This window comes from Companilactobacillus nantensis DSM 16982 (assembly GCF_001435815.1).
In the GTDB taxonomy this organism is placed as follows: Bacteria; Bacillota; Bacilli; order Lactobacillales; family Lactobacillaceae; genus Companilactobacillus; species Companilactobacillus nantensis.
In genome coordinates, this window is record NZ_AZFV01000005.1 from 19,835 (window position 1) to 45,619 (window position 25,785).

Genomic DNA, 25,785 nt, shown 5'->3' on the forward strand with positions numbered 1-25,785 from the left:
CTAAACTGATGGAATATGCGTTATTAACTGATGTTGGAAAACTCAGAGAAAACAATCAAGACTATGTGAATGTTTTCAAGAATAAGAAAGATATTGTTTTTGGAATTGTGGCTGATGGTATGGGCGGACACCGTGGTGGCGATGTTGCTTCGGATATGGCCGTTTCACATCTAGGACACAATTTCGAAGAATCAGAAGTTGACAATCTTGCTGAACTTCGCGAGTGGATCATTCGTGAATTAAGCAAAGAAAATGATCGAATCGTCTCTGTTTCTAACCAATTCGATGATTTGAATGGAATGGGAACAACGATGGTCGGCGTCTTCTTTATCGGTGATAAGATGATGGTCGTTAACGTTGGTGATTCTCGATGCTACATATACACTGACAATGAATTGAAACAATTGAGTGTCGATCACTCGTTGGTTCATGAACTATTGGAAACAGGACAAATCAGTCCTGAAGAGGCGGAAAATCATCCGCAAAAAAATATCATTACGCAAACGCTTGGTGTTTCACAAACAGTTCAACCACGTGTAAAAGATTTTGATTTAGTTGATAACTCAATCATTCTTTTATGTACTGACGGTTTAACTAACATGGTGCCTGAAAATGAAATTAAAGATGTTTTGGCACAAAAACTCAGTCTAGAAGCTAAGTGTCACGTTTTGATCGACAAGGCAAATGCTGCCGGTGGAAGAGACAATATTACCGCCTTACTCTTTTCTACTAAAGATAACGGAGGTAATCACTAGATGGAGAAAGGTTACCTAGTAGGCGGTCGTTATGAGATCCTAGGTACACTTGGTGAAGGCGGAATGGCCAATGTTTATTTGGCCAATGACACACTTTTAAACCGGAAAGTGGCTGTAAAAGCTTTGCGGTATGATCTTCAAGATGATGAATCTGTTAAAAGGAGATTTGGGCGTGAAGCCAAGGCAACTAGTGGTCTCTCGAATCCAAATATCGTCAACGTTTTAGATGTTGGAAATGATAATGGTGTCCAATACATCGTTATCGAATATGTTGATGGTCCGAATTTAAAGAAGTATATCCGGACTCACTTCCCAATTTCTTATCATGAAGTTGTCGATATTATGAAACAAATTTGTATGGCAGTTTCTGATGCCCATGAACATGGCATTATTCATCGTGATTTGAAACCGGAAAACATTTTAGTTGATGAGAAAAAGGATCCGATACAAGTTAAAGTATCAGATTTTGGGATTGCACTAGCTTTGAGTGAACGTTCGATTACGAGAACTAATTCACTTTTGGGATCAGTGCATTACATGTCACCTGAACAAATCAAGGGGCGTTCAGCAACCGTTTTGTCAGATATTTATGCCTTAGGAATTATTTTATTTGAATTATTGACGAAACATGTTCCTTTCACTGGCGATACTGCAGTAACGGTTGCTTTGAAGCATTCTAAAGAAGAAATGCCTGATTTGCGTAAGATTGACCCTAACATTCCGCAACCACTTGAAAACGCCGTTTTGAAGGCTACAGCCAAGGACCCAGATCAACGGTACCAATCTGTCAAAGAGATGTGTGATGATCTGAATACTTGTCTAATGCCAGAACGAGCCGATGAACCTAAATTCATACCGACCCCAATTAATAATTTAGAAGAAACACGTGTGATGGAACCACTCGACGAAGCTGTTGAAAAATCCAAGGCACCAGAGAAGAAACCACAAAAGATGAGCCGGAAGCGGAAACTTATTTTGTTGGCCTCAATTGTGCCTTTAGTTTTGATACTGTTTATTGTCGCAATGGTAATTAAAAGTAATCAAGAAACAACTGTGCCTGATTTATTTAATTTGACTGTTAAGCAAGCAAACGTGATGCTGAAGAGTTCGAATTTGTCAGTTGGGGATGTTTCTAAAGAAAATGACGATGATGTTGACGCTGGACATGTAATCAAGTCGATTCCTGCCAAGGGATTGAAGTTGAAAAATGGTGCCCGAGTTAACTTGGTTGTCAGTTTGGGTGCAACTTATTACAAGATGCCAAAATTAGTTGGTAAGCAATATGAAGATGTCTCTGATAATTTGAAGAAACGTGGCTTTAAGGTCAAAGTTGATTATCAATCAACGAATCAATACGAAGCTGGGACGATTGTTAAACAAAGTATTCCGAGTGGCAAGAAAGTTGTGACGAAGAACAAGTCGTTAACATTGACCGTTGCTAAAGTTAAGACTGTCAAACCAAAAGTTGTCAAAGTAAGAGATTTGACTGGCTATAATTTGAAGAGTATTCAAGATTACGCTAGTGAGACTAAATTAACTTTGAGTACTTCCTATCAATATTCTGATGAAATTGAAGAAGGCCTTTTGATTAGTCAAACACCGACTGCTAATAGTACAATTAGTCAAGGCGGAACATTATCTGTTGTCATTTCAAAGGGTGCTGATCCGGACAAGAGCAGTAGCAGCGATAAAGATGACAATGATTCAAGTAGTAACAGTAATAGTAGCTCGTCAGGAACAAGTACCGTAAATAAGGATATTACGATTCCTTATGATTCAAGCGGTAGTAACAATGTTTCAATTTATATTTCGGATGCTAATCACAGCATCAACAATGTATATAAGACGATGACGATTACTGCAGATACACCAGTGACATTGAGCTTTAATCTTAAGGATGGACAAACTGGATCCTATATAGTCGAACGAAACAATAAGACTGTGCTTGGCGGTTCAGTTAATGGGTGATTTATGGAACGAACAGGAAGAATTATAAAATCAATTAGTGGATTTTATGATGTTTTGGATGATGAAAGCGCTGAATTGATTAGAACAAGGGCTCGTGGAAATTTCCGAAAACGTAAAATTAAGCCATTAGTCGGCGACAAAGTTAGTTTCGACGCGACGGGTGACTTGGGTTATATTTTGGAAATCTTGCCTCGTGAGAACAGTTTAGTGCGCCCACCAATTGCCAATATCGATCAAGCAATTGTCGTGACTTCATCAGCTGAGCCTAATTTTTCGAGTAATTTGTTAGATAAAATTTTGATCAATATTGAGCATAATGATATTGAACCATTGATTTATTTAACAAAAGCCGACTTATTGAGCGACGAGAAGTATTTGGAATTAAAGAATATTTTGGCAGGCTATCATAACGCTGGCTATCAAGTTTTTGATGATCAAGACAGTTATAACGATACACAAGTTGAAAAATTAGAGGCTACTTTTGCTAATAAGGTAACGGTCTTTACGGGTCAGTCTGGTGCAGGTAAATCAACACTTTTGAACCACATTGATACTGAATTAGGACTTGCTACAGCAGCTATTTCTCAAACTTTGAATCGTGGTAAGCATACAACTAGACAAGTGTCATTGTTTGATATTGCTGACGGGTTAGTAGCTGATACACCAGGCTTTTCATCGATTGACTTGATGGAAGTGACGGCCGAAGAATTGCCAACTTTGTTCCCAGAATTTCGTGAATATAGTCCTGAGTGTCAGTTCCGTGGCTGCCGTCACGTTAATGAACCAAATTGTAAAGTCAAAGAGGCTTTGGCTGAGGGCGAGATAATGCAAAGCCGTTATGACAATTATTTATACTTCTTAAACGAAATTAATTCGTATAAAAAAAGATATTGAGGAGCTGATTTTATGACAGTAAAGATTGCACCATCAATTTTATCTGCAGATATTATGAACCTAGAACGTGATGTTAGAGCGGCTGATCAAGCTGGCGCTGATGTTTTCCACATCGATATGATGGACGGTAACTTTGTACCTAATATGTCCTTTAGTCCTGCTGTGGTTGAAGGGATGCGTCGGGTAACAGATAAACCGCTTGATATTCATATGATGATGGAAAATCCAGATGCTTATGTTAAACCAGTTATTGATGCAGGGGCAAATACTGTTTTGATCCATGCAGAGAGCACTCAACACATTTATCGTTCAATTGAATTAGTTAAGAGTTATGGTGCTAAGGCTGGGGTTGTCATTAACCCGGGTACACCATTAGAGACAGTTAAGGAATTGTTCCCAATTATTGACCGAATTTTAGTTATGACAGTTAATCCAGGCTTTGGTGGCCAAACATTTATTCCTGGTATGACTAAGAAGATTCAAAGACTAGATCAATTACGTCAAACAGCTGCCGACGATAACTTCGATATTGAAGTTGACGGTGGAATTAATAGCGAAACAATTGCACAATGTGCTAAAGCCGGAGCAGACATTTTTGTTGCTGGTTCATATCTCTTTAATGGACAAGATGGACTCAAAGACCGTATTGACGGTCTACGTTCAGTGGCATTGGAAGCTAAGCAATGAAACGAGTAAATATTCTTTTAGGTGGACCACAGAGCGAATATCCAGACGAATTGAGTAAAAGTATTAAGGGAATCCCTGGCCCTTGGGTTGGGGCTGATCGAGGCAGTTTACATTTGATGGCTAATGGAATTATTCCAGAAATTGCTATTGGTGATTTTGATTCAATTAGTAAAAAAGAACAAAAGTTACTCGAAGATAATGTACCTGTTTTTGAAAGATTTCCTCCTGAAAAGGATGATACTGATTCGGAATTATGTTTATTGGCGGCTCGTGAAAAATTTAATGCGCAAGAATATTATGTTTACGGAGCAACAGGTGGCAGAATCGATCACTTCTTAGTGAATCTATTTTTGCCATTTGATCCTCGTTTTACTGATTTTTACGATAAGTTATATTATAAATCAGCAACTAATACGGTCCGGTTCTTTCGACCAGGACGGTATTCAATTTTTCATGAGAATGGCATGAAATATATTGCCTTTGTCAATTTAGGACCAGTCACACATTTGAATTTGATTGATGCTAAATATAAATTGAAGGATTTTAGTGCTAATCATCCAATTAGTTGGGCTAGCAATGAGTTTGTTGGCGAGACGATAGATTTTAGTTTTCAAAGTGGAATCGTGGCTGTGATTCAGAGTCGTGATAAAAAATAAAAATATTTTAAAATTAAAATATCAATAATTTGGTATCCTTTCTGAGGATGCCTTTTTTGTACCTTTAAGTGGAAATACTTGGGATTGGTCTAGTTGGTAAAAAGAAGACAATTTGACCTTGAAAAGGGCCTATTTTAAAAAATGTCGTTGACAATGAATAATGACAAGAGTAAATTAATCACCAATCAAACGATTAAAACTTATTTAATCTTATTAGACGTTGAAGAGAAGAGTAGGTTGATTAGTAGCTTGAAGAGTGACCACTAGATAGTGAAAAGGTGGAGCGAACGTTCAATTGAAGATGAGCTTGGAGTCTTACCTAGGTGCAAGCCAAAGGTACGCAAGGATGCGATATCATCCCGGACATGTCAGTGTCGTTGAGGTATTTTGTGTAAGCAAAATACAAAATAGGGTGGTACCACGGTAATCGTCCCTACATTGCAGAGAAATTCTGTATTTGTAGGGGCGACTTTTTAGTTGCTCTTAGCGGCTGAACCGCTAAGAGCAACTAATGAGATTGAACGAAGTTCAAACTCGTGGCGACTAGCAATCAGACGCTTAGAGCAATTTATGGGAGCGACTAACTGTCGCTCGTATATTCCTCTTTCCTACGATTGTTTTATCTTCCTTGCCTTTCAAGCTGAACCGCTAGGAGCAACTAAATGAATTTGAACAAAGTTCAAACCCATTGCGACTAGCAATCAGACGCTTAGAGTAACTTATGGGAGCAACTAACTGTTGCTCGTATAATAATCCGCTTTCTTACGGTTGCACTACTTTCCTTGCTCTTGTCATCAACATCAAATCAAGTAAAAAAAATATCTTTTAACCAAAATGAGGAGGCCAACAATAAATGCAAAATTTGAGATTCAAACCAACTTAGGAAAATTAGAAAAGTATTAGAAAAAACGAGGAGGAATGGAAATGAGAAAAGGGAAAAGTATTTTAATTACCACGATTTTAGCTTTGTCACTCATCTTGTTAGTTGGATGTGGCAAGAGTGCTAAATCAGCAACCAATAACACTATCACGATTGGTTCACAAGGATCGGATTTAAATATCTGGGAACATATTGCCAAGAGTTCTCAAGCTAAGAAATTAGGCTTAACAATCAAAACTAAGGAAATTACCGATGGAGCGCAATTGAACACTGCCACAAGTCAAGGCGAAGTCGATGTTAATGCCTTTCAGTCTTGGTCATACTACGAAGCCTATAATAAGCAAAATCCCAAAGGGAAACTTGCAGCCTTAGGAACAACTTACTTGGAACCTTTAGGAATCTATTCAAAGAAATATAAGAGTGTCAATGACATTCCCGAGGGAACAACCATTGCCATCGCCAATAATCCAGCCAACACATCACGTGGTTTGATTCTTTTACAAGCTGCCGGATTGATTACTTTGAAGAAAGGATTCAATGCTTTGAGTAATACAAAAGATATTGCTTCAAATCCGAAGAATTTGAAATTCAAAGAAATTGACGATACTACCGGTCCACGTGTTTTGAATGATGTACCAGTCGTACTCATTTCCAATACAGTTGCTTTGGAAAGTGGTTTACACGTTTTGACTGATTCTATTTACCACGAAAAAATCGGTCAAAGTACCAAAGACAACGTAAATATCCTCGCAACGGCCGCCAAGAATAAAAATAATGCTAACTACAAAAAATTGGTGAAGTTGTATCACGATAAGAAGATTCAAGCTTATATCAAGAAAAAGTATTACGGAACCAAGATTGAAGTTCAAAAACCACTTACATATTTTGATAAATAATAATAAATTTTAGGGAGATATTTAATTATGGCTAAAGTTGAAAGTTTTACATTGGATCACACAAAGGTTAAGGCACCATACGTTCGTTTGATTACTGAAGAAAACGGTGCAAAGGGTGACACAATTTCAAATTATGATTTACGTTTGGTTCAACCAAATGAAAATGCTATTCCTACTGCTGGTTTACATACGATTGAACATTTGTTGGCCGGACTTTTAAGAGACCGTCTTGATGGTGTGATTGATTGTTCACCATTCGGATGTCGAACAGGTTTCCACTTGATTGTTTGGGGTGAACACTCAACGACTGAGGTTGCAACAGCTTTGAAGGGTGCCTTAGATGATATTGCTAACAAAGTTGAATGGAAAGATGTTCAAGGTACTGACAAATATAGTTGTGGTAACTACCGTGATCACTCATTGTTCTCAGCCAAAGAATGGTCAAAGAAGATTCTTGAAGAAGGAATTTCCAACGATCCATATGAACGTCACGTCATCTAAAGTAAAGAAGGTCAATTTATGAGTCTATTTAAAGCTTTGGAAAACCAAGTTGTTCTAGTTACTGGCGGTTTTCAAGGAATTGGTCGTCAAGTAGTCACAACGTTTCAAAATGAACAAGCAATTGTGATAGCCGCTGATTTATCGTATTCAAATACTTCACTAGAACAAGTTAATGACCAAGAATACCAAATTAAATTGGACGTCAGTGATGAACCAAGTGTTCAGAATTTAGCTGAACAATTAAAAATTCATGATTTAATACCCAACGTTTTAGTTAATGTGGCTGGCATTTCAACAATGAATTATTTAATAGAAAGTCGCACAACAGATTTTGATAAAACGTTAGCTGTTAATACTCGCGGAACATATTTAATTACGAAATATATCGTTCAATTGATGGTTGCCGCTAATCGTCCCGGAAAAGTAGTTTTGATTGCCTCACAGGCTGGTAAAAATGGTTATCGTGCAATGTCAGCTTATGTGGCATCAAAACACGCGGTGCTTGGTTTGACCAAAACTTTAGCGATTGAAGTTGCTAAGAATCAAATCAACGTCAACGCAGTTTGCCCTGGTATTATTGAAACTTCAATGAAACATCGAGAACGAAAAGATGGTGCCAAAATTAGAGGTTTGACACCAGATGAAATTGAAGCAGAGGACAATAGTCAAGTTCCATTAGGTCGTACAGGAACACCGCAAGATGTTGCTAACGTGGTATTGTTCTTAGCCAGTCCGTTGTCGGATTATATGACAGGTCAAGGTATCAATGTTACTGGTGGTATGACGATGAATTAGAGAGTGGGACAAAACATGCTCAGCTTTCGAGCATTAAGGCAAATGGCCCAAGTAATCCGGTTCTGGATTGCTTGGGCCATTTGTTTTAAGCGGAAAAAGCTATGTTTTGTTTCACGTTTATGCTGCATAATTAAGTGAAAAATAGTTTTGTCGCAATCTCTTGTGACATGAAAAATTCAAAAATATTTTAATAAGAAGTATTATAGAAATAATTAATCATAGTAGGAGTTTGAAATAATGACGGAATTTAATACTAAATTGGTTCATGGGAAACCACAAAATGACAATAATACTGGAGCGGTTAATGTGCCGGTTTATAATTCTTCGACCTACATCTATCCATCGGTTGAAGCTAAAGTTAAGTATGACTATGCTCGTTCGGGAAATCCCACAAGAAATTATTTGGAAGAGCAAGTAGCAGGTCTCGAAAATGGCTACCGCGGTTTCGCTTTTTCATCTGGTTCAGCCGCAATCCATGCCGTTCTAGCAATTTTTAAACCAGGAGATCACATCATTATTGGTAAAGAAATTTATGGTGGAACTTTTAGGTTGATCAATGAATTTCTCAAACGTTGGCAATTAGAGTTCACCGCAGTTGACACTCAAAATCCAGCCGAGATTGAAGCAGCTATCAAACCAAATACTAAGGCTATTTATTTTGAAAGCTTTACTAATCCACTTTTGCATGTCACAAGTGTGAAAGCTACAGCTAAAGTGGCTCAAAAGCATCATATTTTGACGATTGTGGACAATACTTTCTTGTCACCATATCTTCAAAGACCATTAGATTTAGGAGCTGATATCGTAATTCATTCAGCAACAAAGTATCTCAGTGGTCACTCGGATGTGATTGCCGGGATGGTTGTTACTAAAGATAAGAAGTTGGCTGATCGAATTTATTTCAATCAAAATGCAATTGGTTCAACACTTTCACCTGAGGATTCAAATTTGGTTCGTCGAGGCATTCAAACATTAGCTGTCAGAATGGATCGTCATTTAGCTAATGCCCAAAAGATTGTTGAATTTTTGCGAAGTCGGAAAGAAATTACCAAGATTTATTATCCGGGAATTGCAGGTAGTAAGGACCATGAAATTGCTGAGCAAGAAACTGATGGCTTTGGTGGAATCGTGTCATTTGAATTGGCAGACGGATTAGATTCAACGAAGTTTGTCGAAGGTACGAAATTGATTCAATTAGCCGTTAGTTTAGGTGCGGTTGAAAGTTTGATTGAGCTGCCATATAAGATGACACACGCCGAACTTTCGCCTGAAGAACAATTGAAAGCAGGGATTTCACATCAATTGGTTCGTTTGTCAGTTGGGATTGAAGATGCTAAAGATTTGATTGCTGATTTAGGACAAAGTTTGGATAAATTAGACTAAATAAACCGCTGAATTTTTTATGAATTCAGCGGTTTTTATTTGCATGATAAAGTAATTTATTTAGGAAATAGTAATATAATTAAATCGTGGTTGTAAGCACTAACAAATATATTATTAAGGGGATTAATATATGAAACGTAGTAAAGCTGAAGTTAGAGATGAGTTACTTAATATTGATACTGGATTTAAGGATGAGAATGGTAAAAAAATAAGAGTGGATAGTTTTGCTTCTTTTTTGGATACTGAAGAAAAGTTTCCCTCAAATAAAACGATTAGAAATCATTTTAATGTTAAGGAATATGACCCGGATAAAAAAAAGAATAAAACTGAATCGGATAATGCAGAAAACCAATTAAAATCTAATGATATAAAAAGAGAACTTTTTCCTAGTAAAGGCAACAAATTAAAAGAATCATTTTCACTTCCCAATGATTTTTTTGACGACAAAGATTTCAATAATGACTATATGTTTGTGGGATTAAATGCGGCATTTCGCTCAGGTAAAAAGAATTATAGTAATTGGAAAAATTTTCATGATACATCCTTGTCTGCTAATACGTATAAATTATATATTCAAATAAATGCTGATAAGGGAATTAATCCTGATGATAGATTTAGGGGATGTTATATAACAGACATTATTAAGTCAGTTATAGACAGTAATTCCGGCCATGTGATGCGTAACTTGTTTATCACAGGTAATGAAGACATATCATTCTTTAACCATCCTGAATCTACACCTGTTTTAGATGCCAAAAGAGTTGGTAAACTGGCATTGTTCCAGTGTCAAGATGAAAAAACGTTAGTTAATGACATGCTTGATAGAATGACTGATGATTATAAAAAAGGGAAAAGGGGTTATTCAGAAAAGCGATATCAGTTAAAAGAAGTTAAAAAGTTAGATGATGAGGAATTGAAAACATTATCAGAGGATAATAGAGAGAATTTAGATAAATCATTGGATATTTTTATTTCAGAATGCTTAGCTATTCGGCCAAAACAATTGGTTGTTTTTGGTGGTAGTGCCTCTACCATTATAGATAAAATGGTTAAAAGTCAATATTTAAAAGATAAATTACACAATATTTATAGGACTACTAATTTGCCAACTGATTTTGATGTGCTTGATTTATTAAGCAATCGTAAATGTGAGGTCACTCATTATTCAAAACGTATGAATTTTGAGGATTGGTTTAATACAAAGCCACAAGAACTCAGTGATAGTTTGAAAGAGCTTAAAGAAAAAGAGTTAAGTGATTAAAAAATATGATTCTTTCTTAAGTTTGGTTATCGAATAACTATTATTAATTAATAATTCAAAAGACAATTGAAAAAGCAGATAGTTCCTACTTGAATAAATCAAGTGAGAACTACCTGCTTTCTTGTAACCAAACTTTTTTACGCTTATAAGTTAATTGTTATTTTTTAGCATCAGAAGGCCCCTCATTAAAAGGTACTTTCCCATCAGCCACAATCTTAGAAACATCATCAAATTTAAAATGAATTTCATTCGTCATCGGTTGAAAATTTTCAACATTAAACTTACTTTTAACAATCCGAATGGCTGGATCTTCTCTAACAAAAATCAAATCCTGACCATTCATTTCTGAGTAACCTTTAACTGCTAAATCATTTTTAGTAGGTGAGTCAGTTGCATCAATTGTTAAATTACGAAAATCCAACTTAGACGTTTGTCTCAATTCAAATTTATGATAAATTACGGAATCTTTTAAGTATCCGCGTGAATGTTTTTGCAACAACAACTGAATAGAGGTGTTATCAGCGAATAATTGGCTATTCTCCAACGACAAACCAATGGCCTTGACCTTTTTACCTGTTAAGATTTGCGAGTCCTTAAATGAGAAGTATGCGTCTTTGCCATAGATTGTATCCCAATCATCTGATGTTTGCCGATTGATCGAAATATTATCGCCATAAATTCTGGCACCATCATAGGCTGAAAGGGTGTTGTCTTCATTGGCAGTATAGCTAATAGCTAAATTTTTAAAAATAACGATATTTTGATTGCTAATGGTAAAACTGCAATACAAGCGAACGTCATTTTTATTAGTTGTTTTACCGACTAGGGTAATATTTCGGGCAATATTACAAATAAAAGGGTTAGTACTTGAAAAATAGATTCCAGGTAGTAATTCAATTATGTCGCCATCTTTGGCACCGATGATAGCTTGTGTCAGTTGTTCATCATTATTATTTTGATCACCAACAATTATTTTCATGGAATCCCCCCTTAAAGTTATCAAACCTCACTATAACAGTGTAAAATAAAAAGGACCAACAATATTAATTGCTAGTCCTTTTTAAATCTCTAAGTGATAATTATACACGAGTAACTTTTCCTGATTTCAATGCTCGAGCTGAAACCCAAACACGTCTAGGCTTACCGTCAATCATGATACGAACTTTTTGCAAGTTTGGCTTCCAAGAACGTTTTGATTGGTTAAGGGCGTGTGAACGCTTGTTACCGAATACTGTTTTACGGCCTGTAATAATATCTTTTGCCATGGGACCGACCTCCTTTGGCTACATGTTTTTTCTTTAAAATATCACCTGACTAATTTACCATATCTACAAATTGAAATCAATAGAGTATTTATGGATTAATATGGTTTAATATTGTTTAAATCTTTAATTCGAAATGTTGCTATGATAGAATTTTATTGTTTATGATAGATTTGGTCCATGAATAGGAGGATCCAGAGATGGCAGTTACAATTAAAACAAAACATGGTGAAATTGATGTTTCAACCAATACTGTTGCCACAATCGTTGGTGGTGCTGCGTCTGATATTTACGGAATCGTAGGTATGGCAAGCAAGAACCAATTCCGTGACGGTATGAATACGATGTTAAACCGAGAAGACTTTTCTCGCGGGATAGTTATTCATCAAGAAGATGGTAAACTGGCCGTTGACGTCTACATAATCGTCGGTTATGGAATTAAAATTTCTGAAGTTGCAAAAAATTTAAAAGAAAAAGTAAAATACAACCTAGAAACAATGCTTGGAACGCCAGCTGGCACTGTTAATGTATATGTTCAAGGAATTAAAGTACTGGACGATATTGAATAGGTAGAGCTGGTTGGAGGGGAAACTTTTGAGCAAAGAACTAATTACAAAAAAAGAATTTTCAGATATGGTGCGTGTCGCATCGCACAGACTTGAAAAAAATGCTAAGTTTGTAAACTCACTTAATGTCTTTCCGGTTCCTGATGGCGATACCGGAACTAATATGAGTTTAACAATTCAAAGCGGATTTAAAGCAGTTAATGAATCAGAAAGTGATCACGTTGGGACACTTGGCAAGGCGCTTGCTAAGGGTCTTTTGATGGGTGCCCGTGGAAATTCTGGGGTTATTACATCACAAATTTTCCGTGGTTTTTCAAAAAGTATTGAAAATAAAGATAGTTTAACAGCGATGGACCTTGCTAAAGCCTTCGACGATGGCGTTAAAACAGCCTATAAGGCCGTTATGAAACCAGTTGAGGGAACAATCCTAACTGTTGCCAGATACGGTGCAGAAGCCGGTATGAAGCAAGTTGAAAGTACTAACGATATTGCTGAAGTTATGAAGGCTGTCGTTGCCGGTTCAAAAGTCGGACTTGAAAAGACACCATCACTTTTGCCAGTTTTGAAAGAAGTTGGCGTAGTTGATTCTGGTGGTCAAGGACTTGTCTTTATTTACGAAGGTTTCTTAGAAGGTTTGACTGGTCAAAGTGGTGATGAAGAATATATCCCTGATGAAAGAGATATGACAGAAATGGTTAACGCCAGTCATCATCAGTCAGTTCAAGGACAATTCAGTACTGATGAGATCAAAAACGGTTATTGTACTGAAATGATGGTTGAATTAGGTAAGAATCCCACAACTGATGAAAAATTCGATAATGAAAAATTACGTGATTATTTAGATGGCATCGGTGATTCATTAATCTGTGTTTCTGATGATGAATTTGTTAAAGTCCACGTACATACTAACTATCCTTATAAAGTTTGGGCAGCGGGTAAGAAGTATGGTGCTTTAGTTAAAATCAAGATTGATAACATGCGTTTACAACATGAAACAATCGTTGATGAAGACGAACCAGTCGCTGAACCTGTTTCACAAGAACCAATTGATTATGCAGTAATCGCTGTGTCATCAGGTGCTGGTTTAACAGAATTGTTCAAGAGTCTTGGTGTGACACATGTTATTAGTGGTGGTCAAACAATGAACCCATCAACAAATGACATTGTTGATGCAATTAACAAGTCAAATGCTAAACGAGCTTTAGTCTTGCCAAACAATGGAAATATCATTATGGCTGCTAAACAAGCTGTTGATTTAGTAGATATTCCAGTTGCTATCGTTGGTTCTAAGACAATTTCACAAGGGATGACAGCTATGCTTTCATTTAACCCTGAAGCTGAATTGGATGAAAACGAAGAAAACATGGAAGATTCCTTAGATACTGTTAAGAGTGGTCAAATCACCCAAGCAATTCGGGATACTGAAATTGACGGTTTGAAGATTACTAAGGGTCACTACATGGGAATCGTTGATGGCAAGATTTTGGTTGACGACGAAGATATTATCGCTGGAACTGAAAAAATGCTTGATGCAATGATTGATGAAGATAGTGAAGTTATCACAATTTTAATTGGTCAAGAAGGTAATGACGACGATGCACAAAAAGTTGCCGACTATCTTGATGATAAGTATGCTGACTTGGAAACAGAAATTCACCAAGGTGACCAACCAGTTTATCCTTACTTGATTTCAGTTGAATAGTTATTATTTATCTAAAATTGAGAGTCTTAAAATAATCTTTAAGTCTCGGTGATATAATAATTTGTAAGAAAAAACAACTAATAAAGGAGGCAGTGATGAAACGATTCGTTTTGTCATAGCCTTTTTTCATTTTGAAATATTTTCTAGAGAAGAGGGAGGGAAGTTTATGGATCTGAGGAAAGCATCATTAGCTGAATTGCCAGGTGTGGGGCCTAAGAAACTAGAAGCTTTACAATCACTTGGCATCAACAATATTTATGATTTATTATTTTATTTTCCTTTTCGCTATGAGGATATGCAGGCCAAATCACTAGATGATGCGGCTGATCAAGAAAAGATTCTTTTAAAAGGTGTTGTAGCGAGTGAACCAGTCGTGGCTCGCTTTGGCTATAAAAAGACTCGTTTAAACGTTAGAATTTTAGTCGATAATGAATCGATTATGGTAACGTTTTTCAATCAACCTTGGTTGAAAGATAAGTTTGAAACCGGAACTGATGTTGCGGTTTACGGAAAATGGAATGAAAATCGCCGTTCATTAATGGGGATGAAAGTCATTGATGTCCATGATAATTCAGTTGATTCAGTTTATTCCGTCAATAAAAACATCCATCAAAAAACGCTGATCAATTTAATTAAAGTGGCTTATGAGAAGTATCATGATCAAATTGATACGATTGTTCCAGCTTATATTCGGACCAAGTATAAACTCCTCGACGATGTTCAGATTGTTTCTGGAATTCATTTTCCTAAAACACAAGAACAAGGCGATGAGGCCCGTAGAAGTGCAAAATTCCGAGAGTTTTTCTTATTTCAATGTGGTTTACAAAGTATCAAACGCAGTGACGAACAAAAGAATGTCGGAATTGTAGAAAAGTACGACCACAATTTTATTGATAAATTTATTGCTGGTTTACCGTTTAAGTTAACTGAAGCTCAAGATAGAGTTGTGAAAGAGATTCTTAGTGATATGGAGTCAACTCATCATATGAATCGCTTGTTACAAGGTGATGTTGGTTCTGGTAAGACGATTGTCTCAGTGATTGCGATGTTAGCAGCTGTGACGGCTGGATATCAGGCAGCCATTATGGCACCAACTGAAATTTTGGCACAACAACATTTCGATAAGATTAGTAAATTGTTGGCACCACTACATATTAGAACTGCCTTATTAACAGGTTCTTTAACAAAAAAAGAACATGACTTTATTGCTGGTGATATTGAGAATGGTAAAACTAATATTGTTGTCGGAACGCATGCCTTGATTCAAGATAGTGTTGATTTTAAAGAATTAGGCTTTATCGTAATTGATGAGCAACACCGTTTTGGCGTTAATCAACGTAAGGCCTTGCGTGAAAAAGGTCAAAACCCAGATGTCTTAGCGATGACAGCCACGCCAATTCCTCGGACTTTGGCAATTACAACGTACGGCGATATGGATGTATCCCGAATTGATCAATTGCCTGCTGGTCGGAAAAAAGTCGAGACTTACTGGATCAGGAGTCAAAAAATTGAACAGATGTATCACTTTGTCACCAAAGAATTGAACGGTGGTGCACAAGTGTATGTCGTTACACCATTGATTTCTGAATCGGAAACGATGGATTTGAAAAATGCGGAATTGATTTATGATAAATTTACTGAATTATTTGGTAAGAAATATCATATTGGCTTATTACATGGGCAAATGCCAAATGATCAAAAAGAATCTGTTATGAAAGACTTTTCTGACAAAAAAATTGACGTTTTAGTATCAACGACCGTGATTGAAGTTGGTGTTGATGTACCAAATGCGTCAGTTATGGTAATATATGATGCTAATCGTTTCGGGCTTTCTCAATTGCACCAGTTACGTGGGCGTGTCGGTCGTGGTGAAAAACAATCGTATTGTATTTTGATTGCAGATCCAAAAAATGAATCAGCTACCGAACGAATGAAAATCTTAACTTCGACTAATGACGGTTTCATTTTGGCTGAAGAAGATTTGAAAATGCGTGGTGCTGGTGACTTGTTAGGTAATCGTCAGTCAGGTTTGCCCGAGTTTAAAGTTGGCAATCCAGTCAATGACATTAATATTTTGGAAGTAGCTCAAGAAGAAGCTAGCCGACTTTATGAAGATGAAAAATTGATTAATAGTCCCGAAACAAAAGCTTTGAAGTCATTTATTAATGATGAATATGAACAATTAAATAATTTTGATTAGTGAGGAAATAAAATGAAAATAGCTGTTGATGCTATGGGTGGCGACAATGCCCCTCAAGTAATCGTTGAAGGAATCGAACAAGCTCGTGATGAGTGGAAAGATTTAGAATTCGTGCTCTATGGTAAAGAATCAGCCATTAAAAAGTATTTGAAAAATGATGAACGCATTACTATCGTTCACACTGATGAAGAAATTTTAGGGACAGATGAACCAGTAAAGGCAATTCGTGCAAAAAAAGATGCTTCAATGGTCTTGGCTGCTAAGTCAGTTAAAGATGGTGAAAATGATGCTTTATTCTCACTTGGTAATACAGGAGCTTTATTAGCTGCTGGTATTTTCATCGTTGGTCGAATCAAGCAAGTAGCCCGTCCAGCTTTGATGCCAACACTTCCAGCCGCTAATTCATCAAAGGGTGTTAACATGTTGGACGTTGGTGCTAACGCTGAAGCAAAGGCTTCATACTTACAACAATGGGCCGTTATGGGTTCAATTTATGCTCGTGACGTTAAAAAAATCGACAATCCTCGTGTTGCTTTATTGAACAATGGTACTGAATACGACAAGGGCGATACGATGCATAAAGAAGCCTATCAACTCTTGAAAGATACTGAAGGCATTAACTTTATCGGTAATATTGAATCGGGTAGTATTTTAGCAGGAGCTGCAGATGTTATCGTTACTGATGGCTTTACTGGAAACGCCGCTTTGAAGGCAACTGAGGGTACAGCTACAATTCTTTTGAGCCAATTAAAAGATGCCTTGCTAAATAACGGTATTTTTACTAAAATGGGTGCAGCTATCGTTGCTCCATCACTTAAAGGCATGCGGAAAATGTTCGATACATCGCAAGCTGGTGGTGCTGTTTTACTTGGATTGAAATCGCCAGTCGTTAAGGCTCACGGTGCGGCCGACAGTAAGACAGTCTATTATACTGTGAAACAGATTTATGATATGTTATCTAATGATACAATTAACAAAGCTAATAAGTATTTTGAAAAAATGAGTGAAAAATAAGGAGAACTCCATGACAGAACAAGAAGTTTTTGACAAAATCGTTAAATTGATTGCTGACAAGTTTGAAGTTGACGCAGCCACAATCACTAAGGAAACATCATTTGCAAAGGATCTTGACGCAGATTCAATCGACCTTGTTGAATTTGTACTTGAACTAGAAGACGAATTCGGATCAGAGATTCCTGATGACGACGCTGAAAAGATCACAACAGTCGGTGAAGCAGTAGACTACATTTCATTACATCAAAAATAAGGCCATTAGGTCTTATTTTTTTATTTAGGGGTGTGCCGCCTCCGGGCGAGAGAAATATAGGCTGCTGTGGGGACCGGTGCGAGCCAAGGTCTCGCACCTCGATTTTGAGCTTCGCATAAACCACGAATCTCAAAACTCGTCCCGTGGTGTAAGAGCTAAAGCTCTAACGCCACCTGCACTGCTGCCTATATTTCTCTCACCCGGAGGCTAATGTATTTGTTATATTTTTATGAATATTCAGATTTAAAAAATATAATCTAAATTGTTGATTAACATGTTTGTTTATTAAATTAATTGATTTAATTAAGGGAATAAACACAAGTTGGTAAAATATTTTTTAAAATTATAAATAATAAACTAGTTGGAGGAGATGCGAACATTTACCAGCTATGAAAGTGGTGTTAGGACGGCTGGTTTTGCCGTTCTTACAGCACCGGGCGTGTTTGGAGACTTGCTTGCAAGGCTTCAAACCGAGGTCCGAGACCTTGGCTCGGGCCGGTCCGCATAGCAGGTAAATGCTCTCATCTCTGGAAACGGCATAACTCATTAGTTATTTAGGATAAAAGTTTAGTATAATTAAGATTATTGGAAAGGGGACACGTTATGTTAGATCCAAGGTTCTTAGAAGTTTTAGATGAGAAATACGGAATTAAGTTTAACGATAAAAAACTGGTTGAAAGAGCTATGACTCATTCTTCCTTTGATAATGAGCACAAAGGCCTAGGTATCGGTGATTACGAACGCTTGGAGTTTTTGGGGGATGCGGTGTTGGAAATTAATATTTCTCGCTATCTGTTTGAAAAGTATCCACAATTACCAGAAGGTAAGTTGACACGTTTAAGATCTGATATTGTCCGGACTGATAGTTTTGCCCGTTTTGCTAAAGAAATTAATATTGATAAATATTTGTTGATTGGTAAGGGTGAAGAAAAACAGGGTGCCCGTCAAAGACATACTTTACTAGAAGATATCTTTGAAGCTTTTAATGGCGCATTGTATCTTGACCAAGGCAACGAAGTGGTTGATGATTTCTTGAAGAAAGTCGTTTATCCACACATTGATTCAGGTGAGTTTTCTGAAGATACTGATTTCAAGACTCATTTACAAGAAAGATTACAACAATCTGGCGAAGTCGAAATTGACTATAAAGTCATCGATGAAGAAGGTCCGGACCATGACAAGAAGTTCAAGGTTGAATTGATTGCTAATGGTAAGATTTTGTCTAAAGGACTGGGTTACAGTAAGAAGCATGCTGAACAAATGGCTGCCAAAAGAGCGTTAGAAGAATTATAGGAGTTTTTAGTTTATGCCGTTAAAATCATTAACGATCAATGGGTTTAAATCTTTTGCTGACAAGACAAAGATTGATTTCACCAGTGGAATTACTGGAATTGTTGGACCCAACGGGAGTGGAAAATCAAATATTACTGAAGCCATTCGTTGGGTAATGGGTGAACAATCAGCAAAAAGTTTACGTGGAGACAAAATGGTCGATGTGATTTTTGCTGGGAGCGATACGCGTCCACAAATGAACCGTGCTGAAGTTGTTTTAGAGTTCGATAATCGCAATAAAGAGCTCAAGTCGTCCCAAGATGACTTGGTAATTTGTCGTCGCTTATTTAGAAATGGCGACACTGAATTTTTAATTAATAATAAACAATGTCGTTTACGTGATATTACTGAATTATTTATGGATTCTGGAATGGGGAAACAATCTTTCTCAATAATTTCTCAGGGTCGTGTTGAGGCTATTTTTAACAGTAAGCCAGTAGAACGTCGAACGATTATTGAAGAATCAGCTGGAGTTTCACTCTTTAAGCAAAAGAAGCAACAGGCTGAAAATAAGTTATCGGAAACAACCGATAATTTGCACCGTGTTTCAGATATTGTTTCAGAATTGTCAAAACAAGTTGAACCTTTGAAGGAACAAGCTAGTATTGCTCGAGACTACAAGGAACAAAAGAGTAAGTATGACAGTATTTATCAAAAAATCTTAACGATTGAAGTTCGAGATTTGTCCGCTCAAAAACGTCAAATTGAAAAAGATTTACGTGAAGTAAAGATGAGTCTTCAAAATATTTCACAACAAGTTAAGATTGCTAATAAGCAAGTTGAAGATAATAATCAGTCGGTTCATGAACTGACTGAAAAGATTGATGATAACCAAACAAAATTGACTGAGTCGACAAAGACCTTGGAAATTTTTAATGGGAAAGTTGCTGTTGCTGATGAACGTAATGGTTTCAATTCATCGAATAAATTATCTTTGAACCGCCAATTAGCTAGTTTGCAAGCAAGTAAAGAAGCTAATCAAACGAAGTTAAATGAATCCAACCAAAAATTGGCTGAATGTGTTGCCAAAATTAAAGATTTTGAAAAACAGTTAGCTGATATTCAACAGTTGAAGAAAAAAACACCAGCTGATTTACAAAAAAATATTGCCGACTTGCGTAATGACTACGTTAATTTATTGCAAGCACAAGTTTCGAATAATAACGAACAAAAATTTTCACAACGTCAACTTGAGCGTGTTGCAGCTTCAATCAATGAACAACAAACACAATTGACTGATGTTACAACGAATCTTAATAGTTCAAAAGATGACAATGATTCGATCAATCAACAAATCAAGCAATTAGTCGATGATAATAAATCATTAATTGAACGTGAACAACAGTTGGACAAGGCGATTGCTGAAGTAACTGAAACTGGTAAACGTGAAAATAGCAATTATTTGAAAATTTTGGAAAATCTTCAAGAAATTAAAGCCCGCAAACGAGTTCTCGAAAATATGGAACAAGAACACGCTGGCTTTTTTGAAGGTGCCAAGAATGTTTTAAATAATAGTCAACAAATCAATGGTATTGTCGGTGCGGTTGCGGAATTGATTTCTGTTCCCAAAGAATATCAATTAGCAATTGAAACAGTTGTCAGCAATCAGTTACAATCGATTGTTACTGAAGATGAAGAATCAGCTAAAAAGGCGATTGCTTTCTTGAGACAAAGTCGTGGTGGTCGAGCAACTTTCTTACCATTGAACATTATTCAGCCACGAAATATTTATGCTAATGATTTGAACAAAGCTGAAATGGTCGCAGGTTTTGTTGGGGTCGCTAGTGATTTAGTTAAATATGACAGTAAAGTAGCTAACATTGTGAAAAATATTTTAGGTAATTTATTGATTGCCAAAGATATCAATGTTGCTACGAAGATTTCTGCCGCTGTTAATCGGAAATATCGCGTCGTTACATTAGACGGAAATGTTGTTAATGCGGGTGGATCACTAACTGGTGGACAACAACGTCGCGTTAACTCAAGTATTTTGACACGTAAAGATGAATTGCAATCATTAACGAGTGAATTGTCAAAACAAGAACTCTTAATGGATCAAAAGCAACAAACCGTTCAAGATTTGCGTGAACAGTTGATGAATTACAATGCTGAAAAGAAGACGGTTGACGAGAAGTTAGCGCAATTCAATGCTGAGAAAAATCACTTTGAAAGTGAAATTTCGACTTATCAAAATGAAGAGAAGCATTTCAGTGAACGTCTGGAAGTTATTAAATATAACTTGTCGAAGTATCAATCTGAACAAGAGGAATTACAAACTAGTTTAGAGACACAAACAGAGTCAGCTAAAAAAATCACGGCTGACATTGAACAAACACAAGCTGAAATTGATCAAAAGCAAAAGATGTTGACCGACTTTGATGCTGAATTGCAGTCAATCAATCATCAAGAACAAGATATTCAAACAAAACTTGCAGTTGTGAAGAGTAATCATGATAATGAAGCTGTTCAAAACCAAGATTTGAAACAAACTGTTGAACAAGCTGGCACACAAATTACCGAGATTCAAAAGCAGTTGACAGTGCTTGATTCTGAACGAAGTCAATTGGATCTTAATAGTACCGAAGTTAAGAGTCGGATTGCCGATCTGCAAACAGAAATTAAACAATTACAAAAAGTTGTCGTTGATTTGAAAGCTGAACGTGAAAAACAACAAGCTTTGGCAACTGATTTGAACAATAAAGCGCAACGAAACTTTGATTTACAAAAGACGGCATCTGATCAACAAGAAACGTTAGCTATTCAAAATACGAAGCTATCTAATCAAATTGATAGTCGTCTTGATACTTTGTCACAAGAGTATCAATTAACTTATGAAGCTTCATTATTGGCCTTAAAACAAGGTGATTATGATCCAGATGAGTTACAAAAAGAAGCTCGTCTGTTGAAGATGGGTATTGAAGAATTGGGAACGGTCAATTTGTCGGCTATTGAAGAATATGACAAGGTCAAAGATCGTTATGAGTTCCTAACACAGCAACAAAATGACTTGTTACAAGCTCGTTCACAATTACTTGATACAATGTCAGAAATGGATAAAGAAGTTACAACTCGTTTTAAAAAGACTTTTGATGAAGTTGCAGCTGCTTTTGAAGATATTTTCCCAGAGATGTTTGCTGGTGGTCGTGCTAAATTAGTTTTGACAGAACCAGACAATCTTTTGGAAACAGGAATCGAAATTATCGCTCAACCACCTGGGAAGAAGTTCCAACGTTTGAGTTTATTATCTGGTGGTGAAAAAGCTTTAACAGCTATAACTTTGTTATTCGCTATCATTAAGGTCAAACCGGTTCCATTCTGTATTCTTGATGAAGTTGAAGCCTCACTTGATGATGCGAATGTTTACCGCTTTGCCAATTATTTAAATCAATATGACGCCAACACTGAATTTATTGTTATCACTCACCGTAAAGGAACGATGATGAACGTTAATCGTCTATATGGTGTCACGATGGAAGAATCCGGTGTATCACGAATGCTATCTGTGCACGTCAAAGAATAGGAGTTAATAATGGGATTATTTGATCGAATTAAAAAAGCCTTTACTGGTAAAGATGATTCTGAAGATAAAGATTTAGAAAAGAAATCTCAAGAAGAATCAACTAAAGAATCTGACCAAACCGCTGAATCTGCCGAAACGACCGCTGATGAAACAACTGAAGCAAAAACTGCAGAATCAGAACAATCTGTAGAAGAAACTCCAGAAGAACAACCAGAAACTAAAACTACAGAGGAAGCACCTGAACCTGCTCAACCAGAGGCTGAACCTGAAGTTAAACCTAATATTGAATCAGAACCTGTTGAAGAAACAAAAGAAACTATTGAAGAACCAGCTAAAGCGGAGCCAGTTTCTGAAGAGACAAGTTCCAATGAAACAACTGATTCAGCCGAAGAAACTGCAACTGAGACTGATGCCGAATCAGAAACTACAGATGGTACTAATGAAACAGTGGAACCAGAAACAACTGAAAATGCTGAAGCTGAAACACCTGCTACTGAAGAAACTGAAGCTAAAGATGATGTCAAAGAATATGATGAAGGCTTAAAGAAGAGTCGTAACTCCTTTAGTTCACGTTTAAATCGTTTCCTAGCTAACTTTAGAAGTGTTGATGAAGATTTCTTTGATGACTTGGAAGAGTTGTTGATTGAATCTGATGTTGGTTATGAAACTGCTATGCGTATTTCTGATGAATTACGTGAAGAAGTTAAATTGGAAAATGCCAAGAAGAAATCTGATGTTTCCAATGTAATCGTTAAGAAATTAGTTGATATGTACGGTGAAGAGGGTAAAGAGGAAGATAATTCTTTGAAATTCAGTGCTGATAAAACACCAACCGTTTTCCTATTTGTCGGTGTTAATGGTGCTGGTAAAACTACTACTGTTGGTAAACTGGCTCACCGCTATAAGGAACAAGGTAAGAAAGTTTTACTAGCCGCTGCCGATACATTTAGAGCTGGTGCGATTGAACAATTGCAAGAATGGGGTAAACGTGATGGCGTTGACGTTCAAGCAAGTAAGGCCCACACTGATCCTGCTTCAGTTGTCTACGATGCTGTTCAACGAGCAGTCGAACAAGATTACGATATCTTACTAGTTGATACAGCTGGTCGTCTTCAAAACAAAGAGGGCTTGATGCGTGAACTAGAAAAAATTAAACGTGTTATCACTCGTGAATTACCAGAAGCACCACAAGAGGTACTTTTGGTACTAGATGGTTCCACTGGTCAGAATGCTTTGAGTCAAGCCAAACAATTCAATGAAACAACCGATGTTTCCGGAATCGTTTTGACAAAACTTGATGGTAGTTCGCAAGGTGGGGTCGTCTTAGCAATTAGAAATGAATTACATATTCCAGTTAAACTAGTTGGTTTAGGTGAACAAATGGACGATTTACGTGACTTTGATCCTGAGAAATTCATTTACGGCTTGTTTAAAGAATTAATTGTTGGGACAACTAACAAATAGTTATGGATATTGATGAAACAACACGAGTGAATTTGTTATATAATTTTTATCATTCCTTATTAACGACTAAGCAAAGTCGCTACATGGATCTTTATTATGTTGAAGATTTTTCGCTTAGTGAAATTGCTGAACAGCTACAAGTTTCACGGCAGGCAGTTTTAGATAACTTGCATCGTTCAGTCAATTTGTTAGAATCATTTGAGAAAGAGTTGGGTTTAATCGATAAGACACAAGAAATTGATGATATTTCGGAAAAACTCGACCATTTGGTTCAAACTAAGTATGCTGATGATAAAGAATTATTAGATTTAGTACAGAGAATTTCTAAAATAAATGAAATGTAGGAGTAGAGTATGGCTTTTGAAGGATTAAGTGAACGCTTAAACAAAGTTTTCTCCTCACTAAGAGGTAAGGGTAAACTTTCTGACGAAGATATCCGAAAAGTAATGCGTGAAGTACGAATGGCATTGCTTGAAGCTGATGTTAACTTTGACGTTGTTAAAAAATTCGTCAAGTCAGTTAGAGAACGTGCCTTAGGCGCCGAAGTAATGGAAAGTTTGACGCCATCGCAACAAGTTGTCAAAATCGTTGATGAAGAATTAACGAAGATCATGGGACAAGAAGCTGTTCCATTGAACAAATCTAAGCATATTCCAACAATCATCATGATGGTTGGTTTGCAAGGTGCTGGTAAAACTACTACAGCTGGTAAGTTAGCCAACCGTTTGAAGACAACTGAAAAAGCTCGTCCATTATTTATCGCAGGGGATGTTTATCGTCCAGCTGCCATCGAACAATTGAAGACTATCGGTCAACAACTCGATGTGCCAGTGTACGACGAAGGAACTGAACACGATCCAGTAGATATTGTCCGTAATGGTTTAAAAGTAGCTGCAGAAAACAAAAATGATTACGTGATTATTGATACGGCTGGTCGTTTGGAAATTGATGAACAATTGATGGAAGAACTTCAACGTATCAAAGAATTAGCCCAACCAGATGAAATCTTGTTCGTTGCTGATTCAATGACTGGTCAAGTTGCTGCTAAAGTTGCCCATGGTTTCGATGAACAATTAGATATTACTGGTGTTGTTTTGACGAAGTTAGATGGTGATACCCGTGGTGGTGCTGCCTTGTCAATTCGTGACGTCACTGGTAAGCCAATTAAGTTTATTGGACAAGGTGAAAAGCTCGACCAATTAGATGTTTTCCATCCTGACCGTATGGCTAACCGTATCCTCGGTATGGGTGACATGCTAACATTGATTGAAAAAGCCCAAACTGATTATGATGAAAAGCAAGCACAACAAGTTGCCGAAAAGATTCGTGAAAACAGTTTTGATTTCAATGATTTTATCGATCAAATGGATCAAATTCAAAAGATGGGTCCTTTGGACGAAATCATGAAGATGATCCCTGGTATGGCTAATAATCCCGCTTTAGCTAATATTAATATCGGTGAAAAAGATATTGCTCATTTAAAGGCAATTGTTTATTCAATGACACCATCAGAACGTGAAGATCCCGATTCATTGAACCCATCACGTCGTCGAAGAATTGCTGCTGGTTCTGGTCAAAGCGTGCAAAACGTTAACCGAATGATCAAGCAATTCAAACAATCACGTGACATGATGAATAAGATGAGTAAGGGAAACATGGCAGGAATGGATCAACTGATGGGCAATGGTGTCCAAGGTCGTCTTGGTAAGATGGCAATGCACTCAATGATTCGTAAAAATAAGAAAAACAAAAAGAAGCGTTTAAAGAAGATCAAACGTTTTAAGTCATAAAATGAA

The 25,785-nt window shown here is 36.8% G+C and carries 23 protein-coding genes; 21 read left to right on the plus strand and 2 right to left on the minus strand.

The genetic code is table 11. From position 1 onward, the window contains the following. Positions 1 to 8 precede the first annotated feature (8 nt). The 11 genes from FD31_RS03065 (at position 9) to FD31_RS03110 (ending at position 10,676) form a co-directional block, all read left to right on the plus strand. Positions 9 to 755: a Stp1/IreP family PP2C-type Ser/Thr phosphatase gene (locus tag FD31_RS03065; RefSeq protein WP_057891295.1), complete on the plus strand. Its 747-nt coding sequence runs from the start codon at positions 9 to 11 to the stop codon at positions 753 to 755. Then, the gene (gene pknB / locus FD31_RS03070) at positions 756 to 2,723 is read left to right on the plus strand and encodes a Stk1 family PASTA domain-containing Ser/Thr kinase (RefSeq protein ID WP_057891296.1); all 1,968 of its coding nucleotides are present in this window, start codon (positions 756 to 758) and stop codon (positions 2,721 to 2,723) included. Between the two features lie 3 nt (positions 2,724 to 2,726). Then, complete coding sequence (rsgA, locus tag FD31_RS03075) at positions 2,727 to 3,617, plus strand: ribosome small subunit-dependent GTPase A (protein ID WP_057891297.1); 891 nt, start codon at positions 2,727 to 2,729, stop codon at positions 3,615 to 3,617. A 12-nt stretch (positions 3,618 to 3,629) separates the two neighbouring features. Beyond that, entirely contained in the window at positions 3,630 to 4,304 is a 675-nt protein-coding gene (gene rpe, locus FD31_RS03080) for a ribulose-phosphate 3-epimerase (RefSeq protein ID WP_057891298.1), read from the plus strand. Continuing rightward, positions 4,301 to 4,960: a thiamine diphosphokinase gene (locus FD31_RS03085; protein ID WP_057891299.1), complete on the plus strand. Its 660-nt coding sequence runs from the start codon at positions 4,301 to 4,303 to the stop codon at positions 4,958 to 4,960. Before rpe ends, FD31_RS03085 begins: the two co-directional genes overlap by 4 nt. Positions 4,961 to 5,101: 141 nt before the next feature. Then, on the plus strand, positions 5,102 to 5,227 hold the full coding sequence (locus FD31_RS14455) for a hypothetical protein (RefSeq protein WP_268872411.1): 126 nt from the start codon (positions 5,102 to 5,104) through the stop codon (positions 5,225 to 5,227). Between the two features lie 657 nt (positions 5,228 to 5,884). Continuing rightward, the gene (locus FD31_RS03090) at positions 5,885 to 6,736 is read left to right on the plus strand and encodes a MetQ/NlpA family ABC transporter substrate-binding protein (protein ID WP_057891300.1); all 852 of its coding nucleotides are present in this window, start codon (positions 5,885 to 5,887) and stop codon (positions 6,734 to 6,736) included. Positions 6,737 to 6,763: 27 nt separating this feature from the next. Continuing rightward, positions 6,764 to 7,237, plus strand: coding sequence for an S-ribosylhomocysteine lyase (locus FD31_RS03095; RefSeq protein WP_057891301.1), 474 nt, complete (start codon positions 6,764 to 6,766; stop codon positions 7,235 to 7,237). Between the two features lie 18 nt (positions 7,238 to 7,255). Further along, entirely contained in the window at positions 7,256 to 8,032 is a 777-nt protein-coding gene (locus tag FD31_RS03100; protein ID WP_057891302.1) for an SDR family oxidoreductase, read from the plus strand. A gap of 237 nt (positions 8,033 to 8,269) precedes the next feature. Continuing rightward, complete coding sequence (locus FD31_RS03105) at positions 8,270 to 9,415, plus strand: trans-sulfuration enzyme family protein (protein ID WP_057891303.1); 1,146 nt, start codon at positions 8,270 to 8,272, stop codon at positions 9,413 to 9,415. A gap of 130 nt (positions 9,416 to 9,545) precedes the next feature. After that, complete coding sequence (locus FD31_RS03110; RefSeq protein WP_057891304.1) at positions 9,546 to 10,676, plus strand: hypothetical protein; 1,131 nt, start codon at positions 9,546 to 9,548, stop codon at positions 10,674 to 10,676. A gap of 157 nt (positions 10,677 to 10,833) precedes the next feature. Here the strand turns inward: FD31_RS03110 and FD31_RS03115 are convergent, their stop codons facing one another. Continuing rightward, positions 10,834 to 11,655 (minus strand): hypothetical protein, encoded by an 822-nt coding sequence (locus tag FD31_RS03115; RefSeq protein ID WP_057891305.1) that lies wholly within the window; start codon positions 11,653 to 11,655, stop codon positions 10,834 to 10,836. A 100-nt stretch (positions 11,656 to 11,755) separates the two neighbouring features. Continuing rightward, positions 11,756 to 11,941, minus strand: coding sequence for a 50S ribosomal protein L28 (gene rpmB, locus FD31_RS03120; RefSeq protein ID WP_041499634.1), 186 nt, complete (start codon positions 11,939 to 11,941; stop codon positions 11,756 to 11,758). A 197-nt stretch (positions 11,942 to 12,138) separates the two neighbouring features. Here rpmB and FD31_RS03125 point away from each other — a divergent pair, with 197 nt between their 5' ends. The 10 genes from FD31_RS03125 (at position 12,139) to ffh (ending at position 25,779) form a co-directional block, all read left to right on the plus strand. Further along, positions 12,139 to 12,507: an Asp23/Gls24 family envelope stress response protein gene (locus FD31_RS03125; protein WP_057891306.1), complete on the plus strand. Its 369-nt coding sequence runs from the start codon at positions 12,139 to 12,141 to the stop codon at positions 12,505 to 12,507. Positions 12,508 to 12,532: 25 nt separating this feature from the next. Next, on the plus strand, positions 12,533 to 14,206 hold the full coding sequence (locus FD31_RS03130; RefSeq protein ID WP_147007292.1) for a DAK2 domain-containing protein: 1,674 nt from the start codon (positions 12,533 to 12,535) through the stop codon (positions 14,204 to 14,206). A gap of 166 nt (positions 14,207 to 14,372) precedes the next feature. Further along, on the plus strand, positions 14,373 to 16,406 hold the full coding sequence (recG, locus tag FD31_RS03135) for an ATP-dependent DNA helicase RecG (RefSeq protein WP_057891307.1): 2,034 nt from the start codon (positions 14,373 to 14,375) through the stop codon (positions 16,404 to 16,406). A gap of 12 nt (positions 16,407 to 16,418) precedes the next feature. Then, a complete protein-coding gene (gene plsX / locus FD31_RS03140; RefSeq protein ID WP_057891308.1) occupies positions 16,419 to 17,420 on the plus strand; it encodes a phosphate acyltransferase PlsX in 1,002 nt (333 codons plus the stop codon). Positions 17,421 to 17,430: 10 nt separating this feature from the next. Further along, positions 17,431 to 17,673 carry an acyl carrier protein gene (acpP, locus tag FD31_RS03145; protein WP_057891309.1) on the plus strand — a complete coding sequence of 81 codons (243 nt, stop codon included), beginning with the start codon at positions 17,431 to 17,433 and terminating at the stop codon, positions 17,671 to 17,673. A 603-nt stretch (positions 17,674 to 18,276) separates the two neighbouring features. Further along, positions 18,277 to 18,966, plus strand: coding sequence for a ribonuclease III (gene rnc, locus FD31_RS03150; RefSeq protein ID WP_057891310.1), 690 nt, complete (start codon positions 18,277 to 18,279; stop codon positions 18,964 to 18,966). Positions 18,967 to 18,979: 13 nt separating this feature from the next. Then, positions 18,980 to 22,525, plus strand: a complete 3,546-nt coding sequence (gene smc / locus FD31_RS03155) for a chromosome segregation protein SMC (protein ID WP_057891311.1) — start codon at positions 18,980 to 18,982, stop codon at positions 22,523 to 22,525. Positions 22,526 to 22,534: 9 nt separating this feature from the next. Next, positions 22,535 to 23,989, plus strand: a complete 1,455-nt coding sequence (gene ftsY / locus FD31_RS03160) for a signal recognition particle-docking protein FtsY (protein ID WP_057891312.1) — start codon at positions 22,535 to 22,537, stop codon at positions 23,987 to 23,989. 2 nt (positions 23,990 to 23,991) lie between these two features. Next, positions 23,992 to 24,333: a YlxM family DNA-binding protein gene (gene ylxM / locus FD31_RS03165; RefSeq protein ID WP_057891313.1), complete on the plus strand. Its 342-nt coding sequence runs from the start codon at positions 23,992 to 23,994 to the stop codon at positions 24,331 to 24,333. Between the two features lie 9 nt (positions 24,334 to 24,342). Beyond that, on the plus strand, positions 24,343 to 25,779 hold the full coding sequence (gene ffh / locus FD31_RS03170; RefSeq protein ID WP_057891314.1) for a signal recognition particle protein: 1,437 nt from the start codon (positions 24,343 to 24,345) through the stop codon (positions 25,777 to 25,779). Positions 25,780 to 25,785 lie beyond the last annotated feature (6 nt).